18 protein-coding genes are annotated in these 19,927 nt (G+C 71.7%); 15 read left to right on the top strand and 3 right to left on the bottom strand.

The genetic code is table 11. The features are described from left to right. The first annotated feature begins 58 nt into the window (after positions 1–58). The 5 genes from H9X80_RS05005 to murJ all read left to right on the top strand — a co-directional run bounded on the left by H9X80_RS05005 (position 59) and on the right by murJ (position 7,051). Positions 59–523, top strand: a complete 465-nt coding sequence (locus H9X80_RS05005; RefSeq protein WP_239471639.1) for a YhcH/YjgK/YiaL family protein — start codon at positions 59–61, stop codon at positions 521–523. Next, positions 516–1,604, top strand: coding sequence for an MBL fold metallo-hydrolase (locus tag H9X80_RS05000; RefSeq protein WP_204793239.1), 1,089 nt, complete (start codon positions 516–518; stop codon positions 1,602–1,604). The genes H9X80_RS05005 and H9X80_RS05000 overlap by 8 nt, the downstream gene beginning before the upstream one ends. Before the next feature lie 198 nt (positions 1,605–1,802). Then, positions 1,803–4,688 carry an excinuclease ABC subunit UvrA gene (gene uvrA / locus H9X80_RS04995; protein WP_204793238.1) on the top strand — a complete coding sequence of 962 codons (2,886 nt, stop codon included), beginning with the start codon at positions 1,803–1,805 and terminating at the stop codon, positions 4,686–4,688. Position 4,689: 1 nt separating this feature from the next. Beyond that, entirely contained in the window at positions 4,690–5,187 is a 498-nt protein-coding gene (gene ybaK / locus H9X80_RS04990; RefSeq protein ID WP_204793237.1) for a Cys-tRNA(Pro) deacylase, read from the top strand. A gap of 163 nt (positions 5,188–5,350) precedes the next feature. Beyond that, on the top strand, positions 5,351–7,051 hold the full coding sequence (gene murJ / locus H9X80_RS04985) for a murein biosynthesis integral membrane protein MurJ (protein WP_342590872.1): 1,701 nt from the start codon (positions 5,351–5,353) through the stop codon (positions 7,049–7,051). Between the two features lie 46 nt (positions 7,052–7,097). Here murJ and H9X80_RS04980 read toward each other — a convergent pair whose 3' ends face one another. Further along, complete coding sequence (locus H9X80_RS04980) at positions 7,098–7,370, bottom strand: hypothetical protein (protein ID WP_204793236.1); 273 nt, start codon at positions 7,368–7,370, stop codon at positions 7,098–7,100. A 392-nt stretch (positions 7,371–7,762) separates the two neighbouring features. Continuing rightward, on the bottom strand, positions 7,763–8,269 hold the full coding sequence (locus tag H9X80_RS04975) for a hypothetical protein (RefSeq protein WP_204793235.1): 507 nt from the start codon (positions 8,267–8,269) through the stop codon (positions 7,763–7,765). Positions 8,270–8,720: 451 nt separating this feature from the next. Here H9X80_RS04975 and hisG point away from each other — a divergent pair, with 451 nt between their 5' ends. Genes hisG through hisF form a run of 7 tightly spaced genes read left to right on the top strand, consistent with a single transcriptional unit; the run spans position 8,721 to position 15,826 of the window. After that, positions 8,721–10,391 (top strand): ATP phosphoribosyltransferase, encoded by a 1,671-nt coding sequence (hisG, locus tag H9X80_RS04970; protein ID WP_204793234.1) that lies wholly within the window; start codon positions 8,721–8,723, stop codon positions 10,389–10,391. Next, positions 10,388–11,797, top strand: coding sequence for a histidinol dehydrogenase (hisD, locus tag H9X80_RS04965; protein WP_204793233.1), 1,410 nt, complete (start codon positions 10,388–10,390; stop codon positions 11,795–11,797). The genes hisG and hisD overlap by 4 nt, the downstream gene beginning before the upstream one ends. Then, on the top strand, positions 11,797–12,951 hold the full coding sequence (gene hisC / locus H9X80_RS04960; RefSeq protein ID WP_342590871.1) for a histidinol-phosphate transaminase: 1,155 nt from the start codon (positions 11,797–11,799) through the stop codon (positions 12,949–12,951). Before hisD ends, hisC begins: the two co-directional genes overlap by 1 nt. Before the next feature lie 22 nt (positions 12,952–12,973). Next, entirely contained in the window at positions 12,974–13,561 is a 588-nt protein-coding gene (hisB, locus tag H9X80_RS04955) for an imidazoleglycerol-phosphate dehydratase HisB (RefSeq protein WP_204793232.1), read from the top strand. After that, on the top strand, positions 13,561–14,316 hold the full coding sequence (gene hisH, locus H9X80_RS04950) for an imidazole glycerol phosphate synthase subunit HisH (protein ID WP_239471637.1): 756 nt from the start codon (positions 13,561–13,563) through the stop codon (positions 14,314–14,316). Before hisB ends, hisH begins: the two co-directional genes overlap by 1 nt. Next, entirely contained in the window at positions 14,313–15,065 is a 753-nt protein-coding gene (locus tag H9X80_RS04945; protein ID WP_204793231.1) for a HisA/HisF-related TIM barrel protein, read from the top strand. Before hisH ends, H9X80_RS04945 begins: the two co-directional genes overlap by 4 nt. Then, a complete protein-coding gene (gene hisF, locus H9X80_RS04940) occupies positions 15,059–15,826 on the top strand; it encodes an imidazole glycerol phosphate synthase subunit HisF (RefSeq protein ID WP_204793230.1) in 768 nt (255 codons plus the stop codon). Before H9X80_RS04945 ends, hisF begins: the two co-directional genes overlap by 7 nt. 301 nt (positions 15,827–16,127) lie before the next feature. Here the strand turns inward: hisF and H9X80_RS04935 are convergent, their stop codons facing one another. Beyond that, positions 16,128–17,735 (bottom strand): FAD-binding protein, encoded by a 1,608-nt coding sequence (locus H9X80_RS04935; protein ID WP_204793229.1) that lies wholly within the window; start codon positions 17,733–17,735, stop codon positions 16,128–16,130. Positions 17,736–17,796: 61 nt separating this feature from the next. Between H9X80_RS04935 and hisI the strand changes: the two genes are divergently transcribed. From hisI to H9X80_RS04920, 3 genes are read left to right on the top strand one after another with little or no spacing between them, the layout of a single operon-like run. Further along, positions 17,797–18,273 (top strand): phosphoribosyl-AMP cyclohydrolase, encoded by a 477-nt coding sequence (gene hisI / locus H9X80_RS04930; protein WP_342590870.1) that lies wholly within the window; start codon positions 17,797–17,799, stop codon positions 18,271–18,273. A 9-nt stretch (positions 18,274–18,282) separates the two neighbouring features. Continuing rightward, on the top strand, positions 18,283–18,600 hold the full coding sequence (hisE, locus tag H9X80_RS04925; protein WP_204793228.1) for a phosphoribosyl-ATP diphosphatase: 318 nt from the start codon (positions 18,283–18,285) through the stop codon (positions 18,598–18,600). 9 nt (positions 18,601–18,609) lie between these two features. Next, positions 18,610–19,878, top strand: coding sequence for a hypothetical protein (locus tag H9X80_RS04920; protein WP_204793227.1), 1,269 nt, complete (start codon positions 18,610–18,612; stop codon positions 19,876–19,878). Positions 19,879–19,927: the final 49 nt, after the last annotated feature.

Raw genomic sequence — 19,927 nt, 5'->3', positions numbered from 1 at the left:
GTGTCGCCCCGCCCGCCCCGTCTGCCGTACCACCCGCCGTCACAGGAGGGAGACCCCCATGATCCTCACGTCCCTGGCCGACTTCGCCGAAAACGAGGTCCCCGCCGACCGCCTTGCCAAGGCGCTCGCGTTCCTTGGCCGCGACGACCTTGCCGAGCTTGCGCCCGGCCGCCACGAGATCGACGGCGACGAGGTCTTTGCCAACGTCCAGGAGCTCACGACCGTGACGCCCGGCGAGAAGAACTACGAGGCGCACCGCCGCTACGCCGACATCCACTTCGTCATCAGCGGCACCGAGCTCATCGGCGTGGCGCCGGTGGGGGAGTGCACGCCGGTCGGCGAGTTCTCCGAGGCCGACGACTTCGGCCTGTACACGCCCGGCCCGCGCGAGTCGTGGGCCGTCCTGCGCGCGGGGGACCTCGCGGTGACGCCGCCGTGCGACGCGCACAAGCCCGGCTGCTGCCCGGTCGACGCCGAGCCGGCGCCGCTCAAGAAGGTCTGCGTGAAGGTGCTCGTTGGCTAGCGGGCTGCCGGCTACGCCCGCCGGCGAGGGGTGGGGCGCCGGCTGCGGGGCCAACTGCTTCACCCTCGACGAGGACGGCTTCACCTGCCGCCAGGTGCTCGACGAGCCCGAGGTCTGGCGCGTCGAGCTGCTCATGGGGGACACCTTCCTGCCGTCGGTCAACGCCTTCGTGGTGGTGGACGGCGGCGAGGCGCTCGTGGTGGACGCGGGCACGCCGGACCCCCTGAACGACACGCGCCTCATGCGGGCGCTGCTCGGCCTGGGCGTGGACCCGGCGACGACGCCCGTCACGCTCTTCTGCACGCACGCCCACATCGACCACGTGGGCCTGGCCCGCGAGCTGGCCGAGGCCGGCGTGCGCGTGCTCGTACCCGAGGGCGTGGCGGCCGACATGTGCCGCTTCACCACCGTCGCCTGGCGCGCGGAGATGGCCTCCCGCCTTGCGGCGGAGGGCTTCGGCGAGGCCGAGGCGGCGGAGCTCGCGGACGTGATCTGGGATCACACGCTGGACTTTGCCCGGGAGGGCATCCCCTTCTCCACGGTGGCCCCCGGCGAGGAGGTGCGCTGCGGGCGCTGGTCCTTCGAGGTGTGCGCCGCCTCCGGCCACACGCCGGGCCAGTGCGTGCTCTGGGAGGGCTCCACGCACACGGCGTTTCTCGGCGACGCGGTGCTCTTCCTGTGCTCCACCTGTATCGGCTTCTGGGACGAGGGCGAGGACCCCATCGGCGAGCAGGTCGCCACGCTCCGGCGGCTGGCCCGCAGGGGCGTGGAGCACGCCTTCATGGGCCACGGCCTGCAGCGGGGCACCCTCGCCGAGCGCTGCGAGGAGAACGCCGCCCACCACGAGCGCCGCAGCGCCCGCGCCCTCGACGCGGTGGCGCTGGGGCCGGGCCGCACGGGGCGCGAGCTCATGCCCGCGATGGGCTGGCGCGCGCTCGACGGCGGCTGGGACGAGCTGCCCGCGCTCACGCGGTGGTTCCTCGCCTCGGAGAGCGTGGCGCACCTCGACCACCTGGTGGCCGTCGGTTCCGTGCACCGCACGCGCGATGCAGACGGTGTGAGCCGCTACCTCTTGGCGTAGGCACGACCCGGGGCGTGGCCCCCTCGCCCGGCGAGAAGAACCTCGACGCCGGGCGCCACGCCGCGGCCCGACGGTTCTTCTCGCCGTGAAACTAGAACACGTGTTGCAGGTCACGTGAAGCCCGGGGCGCGCCCCGCCGCCGTCCGGCCGCTCGGCTACACTGGAACGGCTAGAGACACGCAACTCGGGAGGCCCCACATGGCCCAGAACTCCATCGTCATCCGCGGCGCCCGCGAGCACAACCTCCAGGACGTCGACGTCGACATCCCGCGCGACAAGCTCGTCGTGATCACGGGGCTCTCCGGCTCCGGCAAGTCGAGCCTCGCGTTCGACACCATCTACGCTGAGGGGCAGCGCCGCTACGTGGAGAGCCTCTCCAGCTACGCTCGCCAGTTCCTCGGCCAGATGGACAAACCGGACCTGGACAGCATCGACGGCCTCAGCCCGGCCGTCTCCATCGACCAGAAGACCACCTCCAGAAACCCCCGCTCCACGGTGGGCACCGTCACGGAGATCTACGACTACCTGCGCCTGCTCTTCGCGCGCGTGGGCACGCCGCACTGCCCGGAGTGCGGGCGCGTCATCGAGCGCCAGACCACCGACCAGGTGGCGGACAAGGTGCTGGCGCACGCCCAGGGCCGCCGCGCCCTGGTCCTGGCCCCGGTGGTGCTGGGGCGCAAGGGCGAGTACACCAAGCTCTTCGAGGACCTGCGGCGCGAGGGCTTCTCCCGCGTGCGCGTGGACGGCGAAGTGCGCGAGCTCGGCGACGAGGAGATCCGCCTGGAGAAGAAGCTCAAGCACACCGTCGAGGTGGTCGTGGACCGCATCGTCATCCGCGAGAACAGCCTCGGGCGCATCGCGGAGGCCGTGGAGCAGGCCACCAAGCTCGCCGAGGGCAAGGTGGGCTTCTGGCTGCTGCCGGACCGCGACGACCCCGAGCACATGCCCGGCGAGCTGCTCCAGTACTCGCTCGCCCTGGCCTGCCCCGAGCACGGCCACTCCATGGACGACCTCCAGCCGCGCGACTTCTCGTTCAACGCGCCCTACGGCGCCTGCCCGGACTGCGACGGCCTGGGGTTCCGCAAAGTCGTCGACGTCGAGGCGCTCATCGAGGACCCCTCGCTCTCCGTTGCGGAGGGGGTCTTCGGCAGCCTCTTCGGCCACTCCAACTACTACCCGCAGATTCTCTCGGCCGTCTGCCGCCACCTCGGCGTCTCGGACGAGACCCCCTGGAAGGACCTGCCGCGCAAGGCCCAGCGCGCCCTGCTCGACGGCCTGGGCACCACCAAGATCCGCGTGGACTACGTCACGCGCGACGGCCGCAACACCCACTGGCTCACGCCGTTTGCCGGCGTGCGCAAGATCCTCTTCGACAAGTACCAGGAGACCACGTCGGAGACGATGAAGACCCACCTGGAGAAGTACATCCGCGAGGAGCCCTGCTCCACCTGCCACGGGGCGCGCCTCAAGCCGGAGATCCTGGCCGTGACGGTGGGCGACAAGAGCATCTGGGAGGTCTGCGAGCTCTCCTGCCGCGAGTGCCTCGAGTTCTTCGAGGGCCTCACGCTCACGGACCGCCAGGAGTTCATCGCCGGCCCCGTGGTCAAGGAGATCGTCGCGCGCCTGCGCTTCCTCGTGAACGTGGGCCTGGACTACCTCACGCTCAGCCGCGCGGCCGCCACGCTCTCCGGCGGCGAGGCCCAGCGCATCCGCCTGGCAACCCAGATCGGCGCGGGCCTCATGGGCGTGCTCTACATCCTCGACGAGCCCTCGATCGGGCTGCACCAGCGCGACAACAACCGCCTCATCGACACGCTCAAGAGCCTGCGCGACCAGGGCAACACCGTCATCGTGGTGGAGCACGACGAGGACACCATCCGCGCCGCGGACTACGTGATCGACATGGGCCCGGGCGCCGGCGAGCTCGGCGGGCGCGTGGTGGCGGCCGGCACTCCTGCGGAGATTGCGGCCAACCCCGACTCGATCACGGGCGCCTACCTCACCGGTGCGCGCGAGATCCGCCTGCCAGAGCGGCGCCGCAACCCGCGCAAGGGCGCCATCAAGATCACGGGCGCCTCTGCCAACAACCTCAAGAACGTCACCGCCAAGGTGGAGCTCGGCACGCTCACGGTGGTCACGGGCGTCTCCGGCTCGGGCAAGAGCTCGCTCGTCACGGACACGCTGGCGCCGGCCCTTACCAACGCGGTGCACCGCTCCAAGCGCCCCGTCGGGCCGTACCGCAAGCTCGAGGGCGTGGACCTCATCGACAAGGTCATCGACATCGACCAGTCGCCCATCGGGCGCACGCCGCGCTCCAACCCGGCCACCTACATCGGCCTCTGGGACGACCTTCGGGCGCTCTTCGCCTCGCTGCCGGAGAGCCGCGCGCGCGGCTACAGCCCGGGCCGCTTCTCGTTCAACGTGCCGGGCGGCCGCTGCGAGGCCTGCAAGGGCGACGGCCAGATCAAGATCGAGATGAACTTCCTGCCGGACGTCTACGTTCCCTGCGAGGTCTGCCACGGCAAGCGCTACAACCGCGAGACGCTCGAGGTGCTCTACCACGGCAAGTCCATCTCGGACGTGCTGGACATGACGGTGCACGAGGCCCTGGCCTTCTTCGCCAACATCCCGCGCATCAAGAACAAGCTGCAGACCCTCTTTGACGTGGGCCTGGGCTACATCCACCTGGGGCAGCCGGCCACCACGCTCTCCGGCGGCGAGGCGCAGCGCGTCAAGCTCGCCAAGGAGCTGCACCGCCAGCAGACGGGCAAGACCTTCTACATCCTCGACGAGCCCACCACGGGCCTGCACTTCGAGGACGTGCGCCAGCTCGTGGAGGTGCTCGAGAAACTCGTGGACGCCGGCAACACGGTCCTGGTGATCGAGCACAACCTCGACGTCATCAAGATGGCCGACCGCGTGCTGGACATGGGCCCCGAGGGCGGCGACGGGGGCGGCACGGTGGTCGCCTACGGCACGCCCGAGCTGGTCGCCCAGGTGCCGGAGAGCTACACCGGCCAGTTCCTGGCGCAGATCCTCGCGCGCGACCGCGCCCGCGAGCGCGCGCGGGAGGAGAGGCACTAGCGTGGCGCGGCGGGAGAAGCTCCAGAAGACCAACGCGATGCGTGAGCTCGAGGCGGCCGGCGTGCCCTTCTCGTGGGAGGCCTACGAGGTGGACGAGACCGACACCTCGAGCGAGCTGGGGCTGCACATCGCACAGATGCTGGGGGAGGACCCGGCGGCGAGCTTCAAGACGCTCGTCTGCGAGGCGGCCTCGGGCGGCCACGTGGTCTGCTGCATCCCCGTGGCAGACGAGCTCGACCTCAAGAAGGCGGCCGCGGCCGCCGGCGAGAAGAGCCTGGCCATGATGCACGTCCGCGACCTCGAGCCGGTCACGGGCTACGTGCGTGGCGGCTGCTCGCCGGTAGGCATGAAGAAGCGCTTCCCCACGCTCATCGACGAGACGGCGCAGCTCTTCGACGCGATCCACGTCTCCGGCGGGCGCCGCGGGCTCTCCCTGGTGCTTGCGCCGGACGACCTCGCCCGCTTCTGCGACGCCGTCTACGCCGACATCGTGCGGTAGGGAGAAGCGCGGGCTGCCGTGGGTGGGCCGGCTGCCGTGGGTGGGCCGGCTGCCGCGGGCGTCCAATGTGGAGTCTGGCCGCTCTTCTCGCCATCCGGGCGCGGGGGGTTCGGCGGCGGTGGCACTATTGAAACGTTGTCACGATCGCAAGGGAGCCCACAAGGTGAGTCGCAGGCCCAGCTACCAGCCCAAGCACATGAGGAGACCCGACGAGCCCGTCGAGCCTGCCGCCGACCCCGGCCGCCGCCCGGCCCCGCGCGAGGAGGCGCCCGCCCGGCAGGCCGTCAGCACCCAGGAGCAGGTGGGCCGCAGCGCCGCCCTCATGAGCGTGCTCGTGGTGGTGAGCCGCCTCACCGGCTTCATGCGCACGTGGGGCCAGGCCTACGCCATCGGCGTCACGGTGATGGCGAGCTGCTACTCGGTGGCCAACAACCTCCCCAACCAGCTCTACGAGCTCGTCGCGGCGGGTATGCTCACCACGGCCTTCCTGCCGGTCTACATGAGCGTCAAGAAGCGCGCGGGCACCGAGGGGGCAAGCGCCTACACCTCGAACCTCGTCTCGATTGTGCTCGTGGCTATGGGCGCGGTCGCGGTGCTCGGGTTCATCTTCGCGGCGCAGATGGTCTACACCCAGTCGTTCACGGCGACCTCCGACTTCGACTTCGACCTCACGGTCTACTTCTTCCGGTTCTTCGTCATCGAGGTCGTGCTCTACGCGCTCTCGTCCATCTTCTCGGGCGTCCTCAACGCCGAGCGCGACTACTTCTGGGGCCAGGCCGCTCCGATCTTCAACAACTTCGTGACCACGGCCTCCTTCCTGCTCTATGCGTTTCTCGCCGACAAGAACCCGGGGCTCGCGCTGCTGGTCCTTGCCCTCGGCAACCCCCTCGGCGTCGCCGTGCAGGTGCTCCTGCAGGTGCCCCCGATGCTGCGCCACGGCATCCGCCTGCGCTTCCACATCGACCTGCACGACCCGCTGCTCAAGGAGACCCTCAAGATCGGCGTCCCCTCTCTGGCGGTGGTGGTGGCCTCCTTCGTGACCACGTCGGTGCAGTCCTCCTCGGCGCTCTCCGTGGTGGCCACGGGCGCCTCGATCACCTACTACTCGCGCCTGTGGTACACGCTGCCGTACTCCATCCTCACGGTGCCCATCACCACGGCGATGTTCACCGAGCTCTCCGACAGCTGGGCCAAGGGGGACCGCAGCGTGTTCCGCCGCGGCATAGCCTCGGGCACCGGCCAGATCATGTTCTTCGCGGTGCCGTTTGCCCTCTACCTCATCGTATTCTCCGTCCCCCTCATATCGGTGCTCGCCGCGGGGAGCTTCTCCGCCGAGGCGCTCTCCATGACGGCCTCCTACCTCTCCTTCTACGCCATCTCGCTGCCGTCCTACGCCGTCTACATGTACCTGCAGAAGGTCGCCTCCGCCATGCGGCGGATGGCGCTGTGTGCGGTTGCCAACGTCATCGCCGCCGTGGTGCAGGTGGTGGCCCTGCTCGCCCTCACTCCGACCTTCGGCCTGGACTTCGTGGCCTTCTCGTCGACGCTCTTCTTCGTCACCCTCTGCGTGGTGATGTTTGCGAGCCTGCGCCGCACGCTCGGCCCCATCGGCCTCGGCGGCGTGCTCCTGTCCACGCTCCGCACGCTTGCCCTCGGCGCTGCCGGCGCGGCCGTGGGCGCCCTGATCCTGTACGCGCTCAACACCTGGGTGGGGGACTGCTCGGGCGCGACGGTGCGCTCGGTGCTCTACTGCGTGGCCGCCGGCATCCCGGCGCTGGTCGCCACCTACGGCGGCGCGCTCGTCCTGCACGTGCCCGAGGCGGGCGTCATCGGACGGCTCGCCGGCCGTCTGCTGCACCGCTAGGCCTAGGCGAGAAGAACGGCGGGCGGCGAGTCGCCGCCCGTCGCGCTCAGGACTCGCTGCCGCGGACGTCGCGCTCCATGAGGGCCCGCAGGCGCTGGGACCTCGTCTGGCCCTGGGCCGCCGCCTTGGCGTCGAAGGCCTCGACGAGCGAGCCCGGTACCCGTACCCCCACGAGCCTCAGCGGCTCGGTGCTGATGCGCGGCCGCCCCACGAGGGTTCGACCCCAGCGGCCCGGCATCTCGCCGTGTTCGAAGCGCACCGCGAGCTCTTCGATGGCCTCGTCGGAAAGCTCGGTGCCGTCTCGCGTGATGTAGCCCATGCCTGCCCTCCTCGAGCTCTTGTACCAGCGCCTGCGTCGGCGGCGTCATGGCGTGGTAGACGAGGATGTCGCCTCCCTCAAGGACAACCCCCACCATCTCCAGCGTGCGGTGACGCCCGTCCTCGCCAAGGGCCACGAGCGTGCCCGAGGGGAGCCCCGCTCCCACGCGCTCCCGGACAACGAACGCGTTTGCCCACGCGGTGAGGACGTCTTGCTCCGTGATGTCCGGATGGCGAAGGAAAACGCGGCCGTGGACCTTGACCTTGTACGGCGCCATGACCCCGCCTTTCATTAAACAAAACTATATAACAAAAATAGAGGCAGGAAAACACCGGCAAGAGCTCAGGCGAGAAGAACGGCGGGCGGCGAGTCGCCGCCGCCCGCCGCTCGGGTCAGGCGTGGATGACGAGCTGGTCGCAGTGGTTGACGACGAGCGGGGAGTGCGCGGGGTCGGGCGCGACGCCGGGGTAGGGACCGTACACGTCGCCGTAGCCCAGCCAGCCGTGGTCGCCGAGGTCCCCGCCTGCCCACGGGCCCCTCTCGCCGTATGCGTGCTCCGCGGGGTCCCAGGTGTCGTTGCACGTCCCGGGGGCGTCCTCCATGATGTTGCGTCGCAGCAGCGCCTCGGCGCGCTCGGCCTCGCTCGCGCCGTCGCCGTCATGGGTGCCGCCACGGGGCTCCGGCACCGTCGACCCGCTGGCGAGCAGGTCTTTGACGAGCATCCGACGGTGCTCGAAGATCCGGTCGACCACGAGGTCGATGACCGTCTCGACGAACTCGGGGTCGTCCGCCTGCTCCGGTCGCATGGAGATCACGAGCACGTTGCCCGGCCACTCCTGGGCCTCCTCCGTCCCCGTGCAGGCCACCGCAAGTGCCGCCTCGGGCCAGTAGAGTGCCATGTCTGCTCCTTCCGTCGCGTTGATGGGCCGCACAGCGTAACAGGGCGCCCCTTCCGTTTGTCTGCATGCTGGCTTTCACGGGCCTTCGCGGGCAGCTCGGCGGGGGTGTGGTGGCTGGCCAGGGCCGCGGACCGTCGACGAGCGGGCCCCTTTTGGCGGTGGGCGGCTGCGGCGGTCGCCCGCCGTGCCCGCACCGGCTGCCGGCCGGTGCCAGGCCGGGCGCGCCCAGTCAGGTTTGGTCCCGCGCCCGCCGTGCTCCGTCGCGTCAGCCCGCCCCGCCGCCGTGCACTCCCGCGCCTTTCGTTTCAGCCCGGCAAACGCTGCCTCCTCGCCCTTGCCGGGCCACTTTACTGTGCTAAAGTAGCCACCGTGGCGACGGACCCGGGTCACCCCGCCCGTCGGCCGACAGCAGACGCAGACCGGCGCCAGGAGGCGCCTGAAAGGACCGGACGTGAGAACAGGAACTCCCCGCGGCTTCCGCGACATCCTCCCGAGGGAGGCGCTCGCCCGCGAGCGCATCACTGACGTCGTGCGGGGGTGCTTCACCGCCCACGGCTACCTGCCCGTGGAGACGCCCCTGCTCGAGGACCGCTCGGCGCTCGAGCGCGGCAGCCGCCTGCGCGACTCGCCGTTCCAGCTCTTCGACGTGGACGACTCCCTCCTCGTGCTGCGGCCCGACCTCACGCTGCCCGTCGCGCGCCTCGTGGCCGAGCGCGTGGCCGCCGGCGACCTGCCGGCGCGCTTCCGCTACTGCGCCCCGGTGGTGCGCGAGGAGCCGAGCCTGCGCGGGCAGCCGCGCCAGTTCACCCAGCTCGGCATCGAGCTCGTCGGGGCCGACGGCGCCGCCTCGGAGGTCGAGGTCGTGCGCCTGCTCGCCGAGGCGCTCGGCGCCCTCGAGGTGCCCGCCTGGCGCATCGTCTTTGGCTCGGTGACGCCGCTCACGGCCCTGCTCGACGCGTGCGCACCCACGGACGACTTCCGCGAGCAGGTCCTCTCCCTCGTGCACGACTCCGACCTCGTCTCCCTCGACGAGCTCATCGACGCCACGCAGGGGATCAGCCCGGCGCAGGCCCGCGCGCTCCACGAGGTCCCGCGCATGGGCGGCGGTCCCGAGGTGATCTCCCGGCTCGACGTCCTTCTCGCCGAGGCGGGCGTGGCGGAGGCGGCGCGCGGCACCGCCGAGCTCTCCGCCCTGACCGCCGAGCTCTCGGACCTCTTCGAGGCCGGGCGGCTCTCCTTTGACTTCTCGATCATCAACTCGTTCGACTACTACACGGGCATCATCTTCAAGGCCTACTCCGAGGGCATCGCCGCGAGCCTCGCCTCGGGCGGCCGCTACGACGCGGTGCTCGCCAACCTCGGCCGGCCCGGCGTAGCCGCCTGCGGGTTTGCCCTCTCGCTCGAGCGGCTCCAGGAGGTGCTCGGCGAGCCGGGCGTCTCCGGCGTGGTGACGCCGGGCGTGCGCCTGGCCGAGCGCCCGCTCAGGATCGCCGTGCCCAAGGGCTCGCTCTTCAAGGAGACGGTGGCGGCGCTCGCCGCGGCGGGGCTGCCCACCGCCGAGCTCGCCGACCCCGGGCGCAAGCTCGTCATAGCCGCCGGCGACGTGGAGTACGTTATCGTGCGCGCACAGGACGCGCCCGCCTTCGTGGGCCACGGCGGCGCGGACTGCGGCGTCTGTGGCAAGGACTCGCTGATCGAGGCGGGGCTCGACCTGCTGCAGCTCGTCGACCTGCGCTACGGCGGCTGCCGCTTCGTGGTGGCCGAGCCGGCCGCGGCGGCCGGGCGGGCCGAGCGCAACTACGCCTGGCGCGGCTCGATGCGCGTGGCCACCAAGTACCCGCGCATCACGCAGGACTACTATGACTCCATCGGCCAGCAGGTCGACATCGTGGCCCTGCACGGCAACATCGAGCTCGGGCCCATCGTGGGCATGGCAGACCGCATCGTGGATATCACGGCCACGGGCACCACGCTCGCCGAGAACGACCTCGTGATCGTCGACGAGGTCATGGAGTGCACGGCCCGCTTCTTCGCCGGGCCGGCCGCCTATCGCTGCGACAAGAGAATCCGCAACCTCGCGGCACGTCTCGCCGAGGTCGCCGGAAGGGGGAGTGAGTCATGAGGGTCGTGACGCTTTCGGACGGGGAACGCCTCACGCAGGCCGACCTCAACCGCACCGGCGGCACGCTGCCGGCCGAGGTGATCTCGTCCGCCGAGAAGATCGTCGACGAGGTGCGCGCCCGCGGTGACGCCGCGGTGCGCGAGTTCTGCCTGCGCTTCGACGGCGCCTGCCCGGACGCCTTCCGCGTGCCCGACGAGCTGCTCGCCGGCGCGGCCGATCTCGTGGACCCGGCGTTTCTCGCCGCCCTCACCCGGGCGCGCGACCAGATCCGTGCCTTCCACGAGCGCGAGCTCGAGCAGTCCTGGTTCACCACGCGGCCGGACGGGACGCTGCTCGGCGTGCAGGTGACGCCGGTGGCCTCCGCGGCCGTCTACGTGCCCGGCGGCCGCGCCCAGTACCCCTCCACGGTCCTCATGGACACCATCCCGGCCAAGGTCGCCGGCGTGGGGCGCGTGGTGATGCTCACTCCGCCGCAGGCCGACGGCACGCTCTCCGCCTACACCCTGGCCGCCGCCGCGCTTGCCGGCGTGGACGAGGTCTACGCCGTGGGCGGCGCGCAGGCCATCGCCGCGGCGGCCTACGGCACCGAGTCCGTCCCGGCCGTCGACAAGATCGTCGGCCCCGGCAACGCCTACGTGGCGGCTGCCAAGCGTTACGTCTCCGGAGACGTGGGCATCGACATGGTGGCCGGCCCCTCGGAGGTCTGCGTGCTCGCCGACGCCACGGCCGACCCCGTGGTGGTGGCCGCCGACCTCATGGCCCAGGCCGAGCACGACCCGCTGGCCTCCTGCTACCTCGTGACCTGTGATGCCGACCTGCCCGACCGCGTGCTCGACGCCGTGGGGCGCCTCGTGGCGCAGAGCCCGCGCGCGGACATCACCCGTGCCTCGCTCGACGACCGCGGCGTCGTGGTGGTGGCGCCCACGCTCGAGGCGGCCGTGGACGCGGTCAACGTCATCGCTCCCGAGCACCTGGAGCTCCACTGCGCCGACGCGCTCGGCCTTTTGGGCAAGGTGCGCAACGCGGGTGCCATCTTCGTGGGCGCCTGGAGCTCCGAGCCGCTCGGCGACTACGTGGCCGGCCCCAACCACACGCTGCCCACCGGCGGCACCGCGCGCTTCTCCAACCCGCTCGGCGTCTACGACTTCCAGAAGCGCTCGAGCGTCATCTGCTACACGTCCGAGGGGCTCCTGGCCGACGCGCCGGCCGTCCAGACGATCGCGCAGTCCGAGGGCCTCTGGGCGCACGCGCTCTCCGTGGGCCTGCGCCGCCGCCTGGCCGAGGCCGGCCGGGAGCGCCACGACGACCCCGTTGCCGCCTGTGAGGGGGCGCACCGCGTGGCCTGGCCCGAAGACCTCGCCACCCCGGGCGCGGCCTACCTGCCCGGCTTCGAGGGGAGGGTGTGATGGACCAGATGAGCCCCGCCGGCGAGAAGGACCGCGAGGCCGTTGCGGCCCGGCCCACCGCAGCCGGCTCTGACGTCACCGCGCGCCTCCGGGAGGCGCTGCGCTCCTTCGAGCCCTACGACCCGGCCTTCACGCCGTGCCGCGTGAACCTCTCGGCCAACGAGAACACCCACGCGCTGCCCGCCGAGGTGGCGGACGCCATCCGCGAGGTTCTTCTCGCCACGCCGCTCAACCGTTATCCGGACCCGATGGCAAACGACCTGCGCGACGAGGTGGCGCGCCGCCACGGGACCGACCGCGCGCACGTGATCGTGGGCAATGGCGGCGACGAGCTGCTCTTCAACCTGCTCTTCGCCTTTGGCGGGCCCGGGCGCTCCGTGGTGACGTGCCCGCCGGACTTTGCCGAGTACGCCAACTTCGCCGCGATGTGCGAGACGGAGGTCCGCCCGGTCTGGCGCGACGCCGAGGACTTCTCGATCGACGCCGACGCGCTCGTGGCGGCCGCGCGCGACGCGGCGCTTGTGATCTTGACCTCGCCGAACAACCCCACGGGCGACCTCGTGGACCCCGCACTCGTGCGGCGCCTGCTCGACGAGACGGACGCGCTCGTGCTGGTGGACGAGGCCTACGTGGAGTTTGCTGGCGACGGCGCGAGCCTGGACGGCTGGGTGGGGGAGCGCCCGCGCCTCGTGGTGCTGCGGACGCTCTCCAAGGCGTTCGGCCTGGCGGGCGTGCGCGTGGGGTACCTCCTCGCGGATCCGGCCGTGGTGGACGCGCTCGGCGCGGTGCGTCAGATATACTCGGTTGACGTGCTCGCGCAGGCCGCGGGCCTTGCGGCGCTCACGCACCGCGAGGCGCTTGCGGGCGTGGTGGCCGACATCGTCTCGGAGCGGGAGCGCCTGCTCGCGAGCCTTGCCGACCTGCCGGGCGTGCGCACGTGGCCGTCCGCGGCCAACTTCGTGCTCGTGCGCCTGCCGCACGCCGCCGAGGTTCGCCGGCGCCTGCGCGACGAGCACTCGATCCTCGTGCGCGACTTCAGCGCCGCGCCGGGGCTCGCCGACTGTCTGAGACTCACCGTGGGCACGCGCGAGGAGAACGACGCGCTCCTCGACGCCCTCGCCGTGATACGAAGGGACAGTCCCTTTGTATCATGACGCGCTTAGGTAAGGAGGATGCATGACCAGGACCGCAAAGGCCGTCCGCGCCACCGCCGAGACGGACATCGGGCTCTCCGTGGACCTCGACGGGACGGGGGAGGCCGACGTCGAGACGGGCGTGGGCTTCTTTGACCACATGCTCTGCGCGCTCGCGCGCCACTCGCTCATTGACCTCACGGTGCGCACGAAGGGCGACACCGAGGTCGACGACCACCACACCGTCGAGGACACGGGCATCGTGCTCGGTCAGGCGCTGCGCAAGGCGCTTGGCGACAAGCGCGGCATCCGCCGCTTCGGCAGCGCGCTCGTGCCGCTGGACGAGGCGCTCGTCATGGCGGCCGTGGACGTCTCCGGCCGCGGCGAGCTCTACTGGGACGTGCCCATCGGGCCCGACAAGGTGGGCACCTTTGACACCGAGCTCGGCCACGAGTTCTTCTGCGGCCTCGCGCGCGAGGCGGGCATCACCCTCCACCTGCGGCTCGTATGCGGCGAGAACGCCCACCACATCCTCGAGGCCACCTTCAAGGCCGCAGCGCGCGCCCTGCGCGAGGCCGTCGAGCCCGACCCGCGCGTCGAGGGCGTGCCCTCCACCAAGGGGAGCCTGTGATGGGCGGGGCGGTTGGGGCCGTTGCGTCTGCGACCGCGGCCGCTATGCCTGCGCCCGCGGCCGGCGCCCCCGCCGTTCCTGCGGCCGGCGGGCGCATCGTCGTCGTGGACTACCACAAGGGCAACCTGAGCTCGGTCGAGCGCGGCCTTGCGGAGGCGGGGGGCGCGGCCGTGGTCTCGGACGACCCGGCGACCATCCGCGCCGCGGCCGGCGTGGTCCTGCCCGGCGTGGGGAGCTTCGGCGACGCGATGGAGTTCCTGCGTGAGAGCGGCGAGGCCGAGGCCCTGCTCGATGCCGTGGGCCGCGGGGTGCCGTTCCTCGGCATCTGCCTGGGGCTCCAGCTGCTCTTCGAGCGTGGCAACGAGACGGGCGACGGCTCGTGGGCCCGCGGCCTCGGCGTCCTTGCCGGCTCGGCCACGCGCCTGGAGTCCACGCGCCTCAAGGTGCCTCACGTGGGCTGGGACCAGATCGACCTCACGGCGCACGGGCGCGCCTGTCCGCTCTTCGAGGGCGTGGCGCAGGGCGCCAACGTCTACTTCACGCACTCCTACGCGCTCGCCGACGACGTCGACGTCGCCGTGGTAGCCGCGCGCACCCACTACGTGCGCAGCTTCGCGAGCGCGGTCTGGGACGGGGGCTCGGTCTTCGGTGTGCAGTTCCACCCCGAGAAGTCCTCCGCGGTGGGCGGGCGCATCCTCGCCAACTTCGTGCGCGTGGTCGGCGACGCGGCGAGAAGGACGGGGGAGGCGGCGTGATTCTCTTTCCCGCGATCGACCTCGTGGGCGGCCGCGTGGTGCGCCTCGCCCGCGGCGAGCGCGCCCACATGGACGTCTACTCCGACGACCCGGCCGCCGTGGCCGAGTCCTTCCGCGACGCCGGGGCCTCCTGGGTGCACGTGGTGGACCTTTCCGCCACGCTCGAGGAGGACGAGGCGGTCCGCGCGGCCAACGACGCCGCGATTCGCGCGGTCTGCGCCGTGGAGGGGATCTCGGTGGACGCGGGCGGCGGCGTGCGCGACCTCGCGGCCGTGGAGCGGCTGGTCGGGCTCGGCGTGCGGCGCATAGCCATCGGGACGGCGCTCGTGCGCGACTCGGCCTTCGCCGCCGAGGCGGCCCGGGAGTTCGGCGAGCTCGTGGTGGCCGACGTGGCCGCCCGTGACGGCGAGGTCCGGGTGAACGGCTGGCGCGAGGGCGCGGCGCTCTCCGCCGACGAGCTCGTGGCGCGCCTCGCCGAGCTGGGGTACCGCCACCTCGTCTTCACCGACGTGGCGCGCGACGGGATGCGCTGCGGCATCGACGCCGCGGCCTATGCTCACGTGGCCGAGGTCGCGGGCTTTCCCGTGGTGGCCTCGGGCGGCATCGCGAGCCTGGATGACCTGCGCTCGCTCGCGGCGCTCGGGCCGTCCGTGATTGAGGGAGCCATCTGCGGGAGGGCCCTCTACGAGGGGTCCTTCTCGCTTGCCGATGCGCTGGCGGCGTGTTCGGGAGAGGAGCAGCCATGCTGACCAAGCGAGTCATCCCCTGCCTGGACGTGAAGGACGGGCGCGTGGTGAAGGGCGTCAACTTCGTCGACCTGCGCGACGCCGGCGACCCGGTGGAGCTGGCGCGCCGCTACGACGAGGAGGGCGCCGACGAGGTGGTCTTCCTTGACATCACGGCCACCTCCGACGACCGTGCCACCACGATTGACCTCGCGAGCCGCGCCGCCGCGGAGCTGCGCATACCGTTCTGCGTGGGCGGGGGCTTTCGCGACGTGGCGGGCTGCCGGACGATGATCGCGGCGGGCTCGGACAAGGTCTCGGTGAACTCGGCCGCGGTGCGCGACCCGTCCCTCATCACCGCCGCAGCCACCGCCTTCGGCTCCCAGGCCGTGGTCTGCGCGATTGACGCCAAGCGCGTGGGCCGCGAGGACCGCTGGGAGGTCTACCTGGCCGGCGGCCGCGAGGCCACGGGCGTCGACGCGGTGGCGTGGGCCGAGGAGGCCGCGCGCCGCGGGGCGGGGGAGATCCTGCTCACGAGCATGGACCGCGACGGCACCAAGGACGGCTTCGACCTCGCGCTCACCCGGGCGGTGGCGCGCGCCGTGCCCATCCCGGTGATTGCGTCGGGCGGCGTGGGCACGCTCGAGCACTTCGCCGAGGGCATCATCGAGGGCGAGGCGGACGCGGTGCTCGCGGCGAGCGTCTTCCACTTCGGGACCTACACGATCCGCCAGGTCAAGGAGTACATGGCCAGCCAGGGCATCCCGGTGCGGCTGGACTTCTAGCGTCGTTCTTCTCGCCTCGCCGAATGTCACATTTCTGGCGAGAAGAACGTGACTTTGAGTGAGTCTCGCGAGCGCGCCTCGCTTAAAGTCACGTTTCCGAGGCGGAAAGCGTGACTTAACGCGAGCTCGGCGGGCTTGACTCGTTGGAAGTCACGTCTCAGAGACGAAAAGCGTGATCTAGCGCGAGTCTGCTGAGCGCACCTCGCTGATAGTCACGTTCCAGATGCGGAAAGCGTGACGAAGAGCGAGTCTGCTGAGCGCACCTCGCCCGATGTCACGCTTCTGGCGAGAAGAACGTGACTTAGCGTGAGGTGCCGTCGCCGGCGTCTGCGCCCGTCGCGCGCCCGAGCGGCGTCGCCACGGGCCGCCCGTCCGCGCCGAGTGCGACCACGAGCGGCCAGGCCTGCGCGGGGTCCTCGCTGGGGAAGTCCGCGCGGAAGTGTGCGCCGCGGCTCTCGGTGCGCGCGAGCATGGCGCACACGAGGGCGCGCGACGAGAGGAGGGCGTTCCGGCAGCGTGGGGCCGCCGCGTCGCCCAGGCGCGCCTCCAGCTCGTCGAGCAGGTGCCCCGTCTTGCGCAGCCCGTCCTCCGTGCGCGTCAGCAGGCAGTGCTCGTCCAGGGCGCGCCGCAGGGCGAGAAGCACTGTGCGCTCGTGTGGGGACGCCGCCGCAGCCGCCTCCCCGGGGCCTGCCGCGCTCCCCGCGCCCGCGCCCGGCCCCGCCGCCCACGCGGCCGCCGCGAGCCCGGCGGCGTGCCCGAAGACCAGGGCGTTTGCGCTCGAGAGGCCGCCGATGCGGTCGGCGCCGTGCATGCCGCCCGTGGCCTCGCCGCAGGCGAAGAGCCCCGCCACGCCGGTGGATCCGTGCGCGTCCACGAGGATGCCGCCGTTGGAGGCGTGCGCGTACGGGGCGATCCGCACGCCCTCGTCCGGCCTTTGCCCGAACGCGCCCTCGAACCAGTCGAAGTAGGTCTGCATGAACTCCGGCAGCCGGTCCGGCAGGTCGTAGCCCACCTCCGCCCCGCGCGGCCCCGCGGCGGCGATCGCAAGGTCCACGACGCGGTCCGGAAGGCTCGCCGTGAAGGGGCCGTGCCCGCCGCGCTCGTCGAGCAGCGCCGCTGACTCCGCCGCGTCGAGGCCCTCGACCCGCGCGTACCGGAAGGTCCGCTCGTTGAAGACCACGCCGCGCACCGGCTCCACGAGCCCCGGCATGATCTGGATGAACTCCACGTTGACGAGGCGCGCCCCGTGGCGCAGCGCCACCGCGGCCGCCGTGCCCGCCACGTCCGGCGTCGTGAGCGTGCGGCCGAAGAGCCCGCCGAAGCCGCCCGTCGCAAGCACCACCGCGCCGGCGGCAACCGTCCGGGCCCGTCCCGAGCCGCCGTCAAGGAGGCGCGCCCCGCAGACGCGCCCGTCCTTCTCGACGAGGTCAATCAGCTCGCAGCGTTCGAGCTCAGTCACGCCCGCCGCGGCGAGCGCCCGCGCGGTCGCCGCGCGGTAGGAGGCGCGCACGAGCCCGTGCCAGCTGCGGGTGTGCCGGTCGAAGCAGGGGATGAAGTCGCGCTCGTCGGGCCGCTCCGCGCTCCGGAGCTCCACGCCGCGCGCCCCAAGGCGCGCCACCGCCGCCGGGACGCCCTCCACGAGCGCGCGGGCGAGCGCGGGGGAGGCCACGCCGCGCCCCACCGCGCAGATCGCGTCCACCAGGTCGTCCACGTCATGCTCGTCACGGGGCCCCACGAGGCCGAGGCCCCAGGTGCCGGGAAAGAAGCTCGAGCCGGAGAACGTGCCGCCCGCGGACGCCACCGCCACACGCGCGCCGGAGCCCGCCGCGGCGAGCGCCGCCTCGCAGCCGGCGACGCCCGCGCCGACCACGAGGACGTCAAGCGGGCCGGTTTCCGTTGCACAAGCCATGACCGCCCTCTCCTGCCTGTAGTAAAGTGGTGGGGCGAAAAAACGGAAGCGAGGAGGTCCCGTGCCCCAGGGTGAAGACGAGTATACCTACGCCGGCGAGCGCGTCGAGCCCGTGGCGCCCGCGGCGGCGGGCGTGCGCTTCGACGAGCGCGGCCTCGTGCCGTGCGTGGTGCAGCAGGCGGGCACCGGCGAGGTGCTCATGGTGGCGTGGATGAGCGAGGAGTCACTGCGGCTCACGCTTGCCACCGGCACCACCTGGTTCTGGAGCCGCAGCCGCCAGGAGCTCTGGAACAAGGGTGCCACGAGCGGCAACGTCCAGCACGTCCATCGCATGCTCGTGGACTGCGACGCCGACACGCTGCTCGTGGAGGTGGACTCGCCGGGCCCGGCGTGCCACACCGGGCACCGCAGCTGCTTCTACCGGGAGCTCGAGGCCGGCGGCACCGCCACAGACGCCGCCGACAGCGCACGATCCGGCGGCACCGCCACAGACGCTGCCAGCAGCGCAGGATCTGCCGGCACCGCCGCCGGTAACTAGGGGGGGACCATGGGCGAGAGAACCGCAAACGTGCAGGACGGCAGCATCGGGGCCACGATCGAGGGGCTCGCGCACGTCATCCACGGCCGCCGCGAGGCGTCCCCGGAGCAGTCCTATACCGCGCGCCTGCTCCAGGGGCCCGAGGACCGCCTGCTCAAGAAGCTCACCGAGGAGGCCACCGAGGTCGTCATGGCCTGCAAGGACAACGACCACGACCACATCCGCTACGAGGCGGGCGACCTCGTCTACCACCTGCTCGTCACGCTGGAGCGCTACGGCGTAAGCGTGGCCGAGCTCGCCGGCGAGCTCGACGCCCGCCACAGGTAGGAGGCCCGCATGGCAAGTAGACCCGAGGGCGTGGACGCGGCGTCCCTGCCGCAGCTCATCCAGCCCGTCATCCTGGGCGCCGACTACTCCGCCTACGCCTACGTCCGCGCCTTCCGCGAGGCCTACGGCGTGCGCTCGCGCATCTACGCGAGCTTCGACGTCAAGTCGATCAGCCGCACGCGCTTCGCGGACTACCACGTGGTCGACGGCATCGACACCGAGGAGGTCCTTCTCGCTACGCTGGAGCGGGTGGGCGAGGAGCTCTGCGACGCCGGACGCGTGCCGTTCCTGGTGACCTGCGGGGACTTCTACGCGCGGATCGTCTCGGAGCACAAGGCCGAGCTCGAGCGGTGGTTCTACACGCCCGTCGTGGACTTTTCCGTGCTCGACTTCGTGACGCAGAAGGAGAACTTCTACCGCACCTGCGACGAGGTGGGCGTGGCCTACCCCAAGACGCGCTTCCTGGACTGCTCGGACGCCGCCGGCGTGGCGGACGACTCGGGCTTTTCCTACCCGCTCGTGGCCAAGCCCTCCAACTCCGCCGCCTACCACTACGCGGAGTTTCCCGGCAAGAAGAAGGTCTACTACGTGGACGACCCCTCCGAGCTGCGGAGCGTTTACTCGGAGCTCCAGCGCTCCTGCTACGACGAGAGCCTCATCGTGCAGGAGTACGTGGGCGGCGGGGACTCCCACATGCACGCCGTCTACCTCTACGCGGACGCCAGCTCAAACCTCAGCTTCTGCGTCTGCGGCCACGTGGGCCTGGAGGACCACGCACCTGGCGCCATCGGCAACGCCGTGGCCATGGCAGGCGAGAAGAACCCCGAGCTCGAGGCCGCCGCGGCGCGCTTCGTCAGGCGCGTGGGCTACCACGGCATGGGCACCTTCGACGCCAAGTGGGACGCGCGCAGCGGCGAGTACAAGTTCCTCGAGATGAACGCCCGCCCGGGCCGGAGCTCCTGGATCGTCCTTCTGGCCGGCGTGAACTTTGCGAAGGTGCAGGTGGAGGACGTGGTGCTCGGACGCGCCCCGGGGCGCCTTTCGGTCTCCACCGACTGGGTCTACGTGGCTGTGCCGCGCGCCGTGATCGAGCGCTGCATGCCGGAGGGGGAGCTCAAGCAGCGGATCCTTGCCGCCTACCGCGACGGCACGGCGAGCTTCGCCCTCGACTGGCGCGGCGGGCGCGACTCCCTCGCGCAGCGCCTGTGGGCCTCCGCGAACTTCTACCACCAGGTCTCCAAGTTCAAGCGGTACCTGCCTAAGGGCGACCAGGCCTGAGCCGGTGCGCCGCGGCACCCTGCCCACCTCGGCGCTCCGGCCGCCTGCC

The sequence above is a fragment of the Olsenella profusa genome, from assembly GCF_016900315.1.
Classification (GTDB): Bacteria; Actinomycetota; Coriobacteriia; order Coriobacteriales; family Atopobiaceae; genus Thermophilibacter; species Thermophilibacter profusus_A.
The sequence above is the reverse complement of the archived record's forward strand: the minus strand, read 5'-3'. Positions and strand labels throughout refer to the sequence as shown.

Excerpts from the sequence above, each read along its gene's own strand:
- H9X80_RS05005 (WP_239471639.1), top strand. The coding sequence starts at position 59 with ATGATCCTCACGTCCCTGGCCGACTTCGCCGAAAACGAGGTCCCCGCC.
- uvrA (WP_204793238.1), top strand. The coding sequence starts at position 1,803 with ATGGCCCAGAACTCCATCGTCATCCGCGGCGCCCGCGAGCACAACCTC.
- H9X80_RS04980 (WP_204793236.1), bottom strand. The coding sequence starts at position 7,370 with ATGGGCTACATCACGCGAGACGGCACCGAGCTTTCCGACGAGGCCATC.
- H9X80_RS04975 (WP_204793235.1), bottom strand. The coding sequence starts at position 8,269 with ATGGCACTCTACTGGCCCGAGGCGGCACTTGCGGTGGCCTGCACGGGG.
- hisD (WP_204793233.1), top strand. The coding sequence starts at position 10,388 with ATGAGGGTCGTGACGCTTTCGGACGGGGAACGCCTCACGCAGGCCGAC.
- hisC (WP_342590871.1), top strand. The coding sequence starts at position 11,797 with ATGGACCAGATGAGCCCCGCCGGCGAGAAGGACCGCGAGGCCGTTGCG.
- hisB (WP_204793232.1), top strand. The coding sequence starts at position 12,974 with ATGACCAGGACCGCAAAGGCCGTCCGCGCCACCGCCGAGACGGACATC.
- hisH (WP_239471637.1), top strand. The coding sequence starts at position 13,561 with ATGGGCGGGGCGGTTGGGGCCGTTGCGTCTGCGACCGCGGCCGCTATG.
- hisF (WP_204793230.1), top strand. The coding sequence starts at position 15,059 with ATGCTGACCAAGCGAGTCATCCCCTGCCTGGACGTGAAGGACGGGCGC.
- H9X80_RS04935 (WP_204793229.1), bottom strand. The coding sequence starts at position 17,735 with ATGGCTTGTGCAACGGAAACCGGCCCGCTTGACGTCCTCGTGGTCGGC.
- hisE (WP_204793228.1), top strand. The coding sequence starts at position 18,283 with ATGGGCGAGAGAACCGCAAACGTGCAGGACGGCAGCATCGGGGCCACG.
- H9X80_RS04920 (WP_204793227.1), top strand. The coding sequence starts at position 18,610 with ATGGCAAGTAGACCCGAGGGCGTGGACGCGGCGTCCCTGCCGCAGCTC.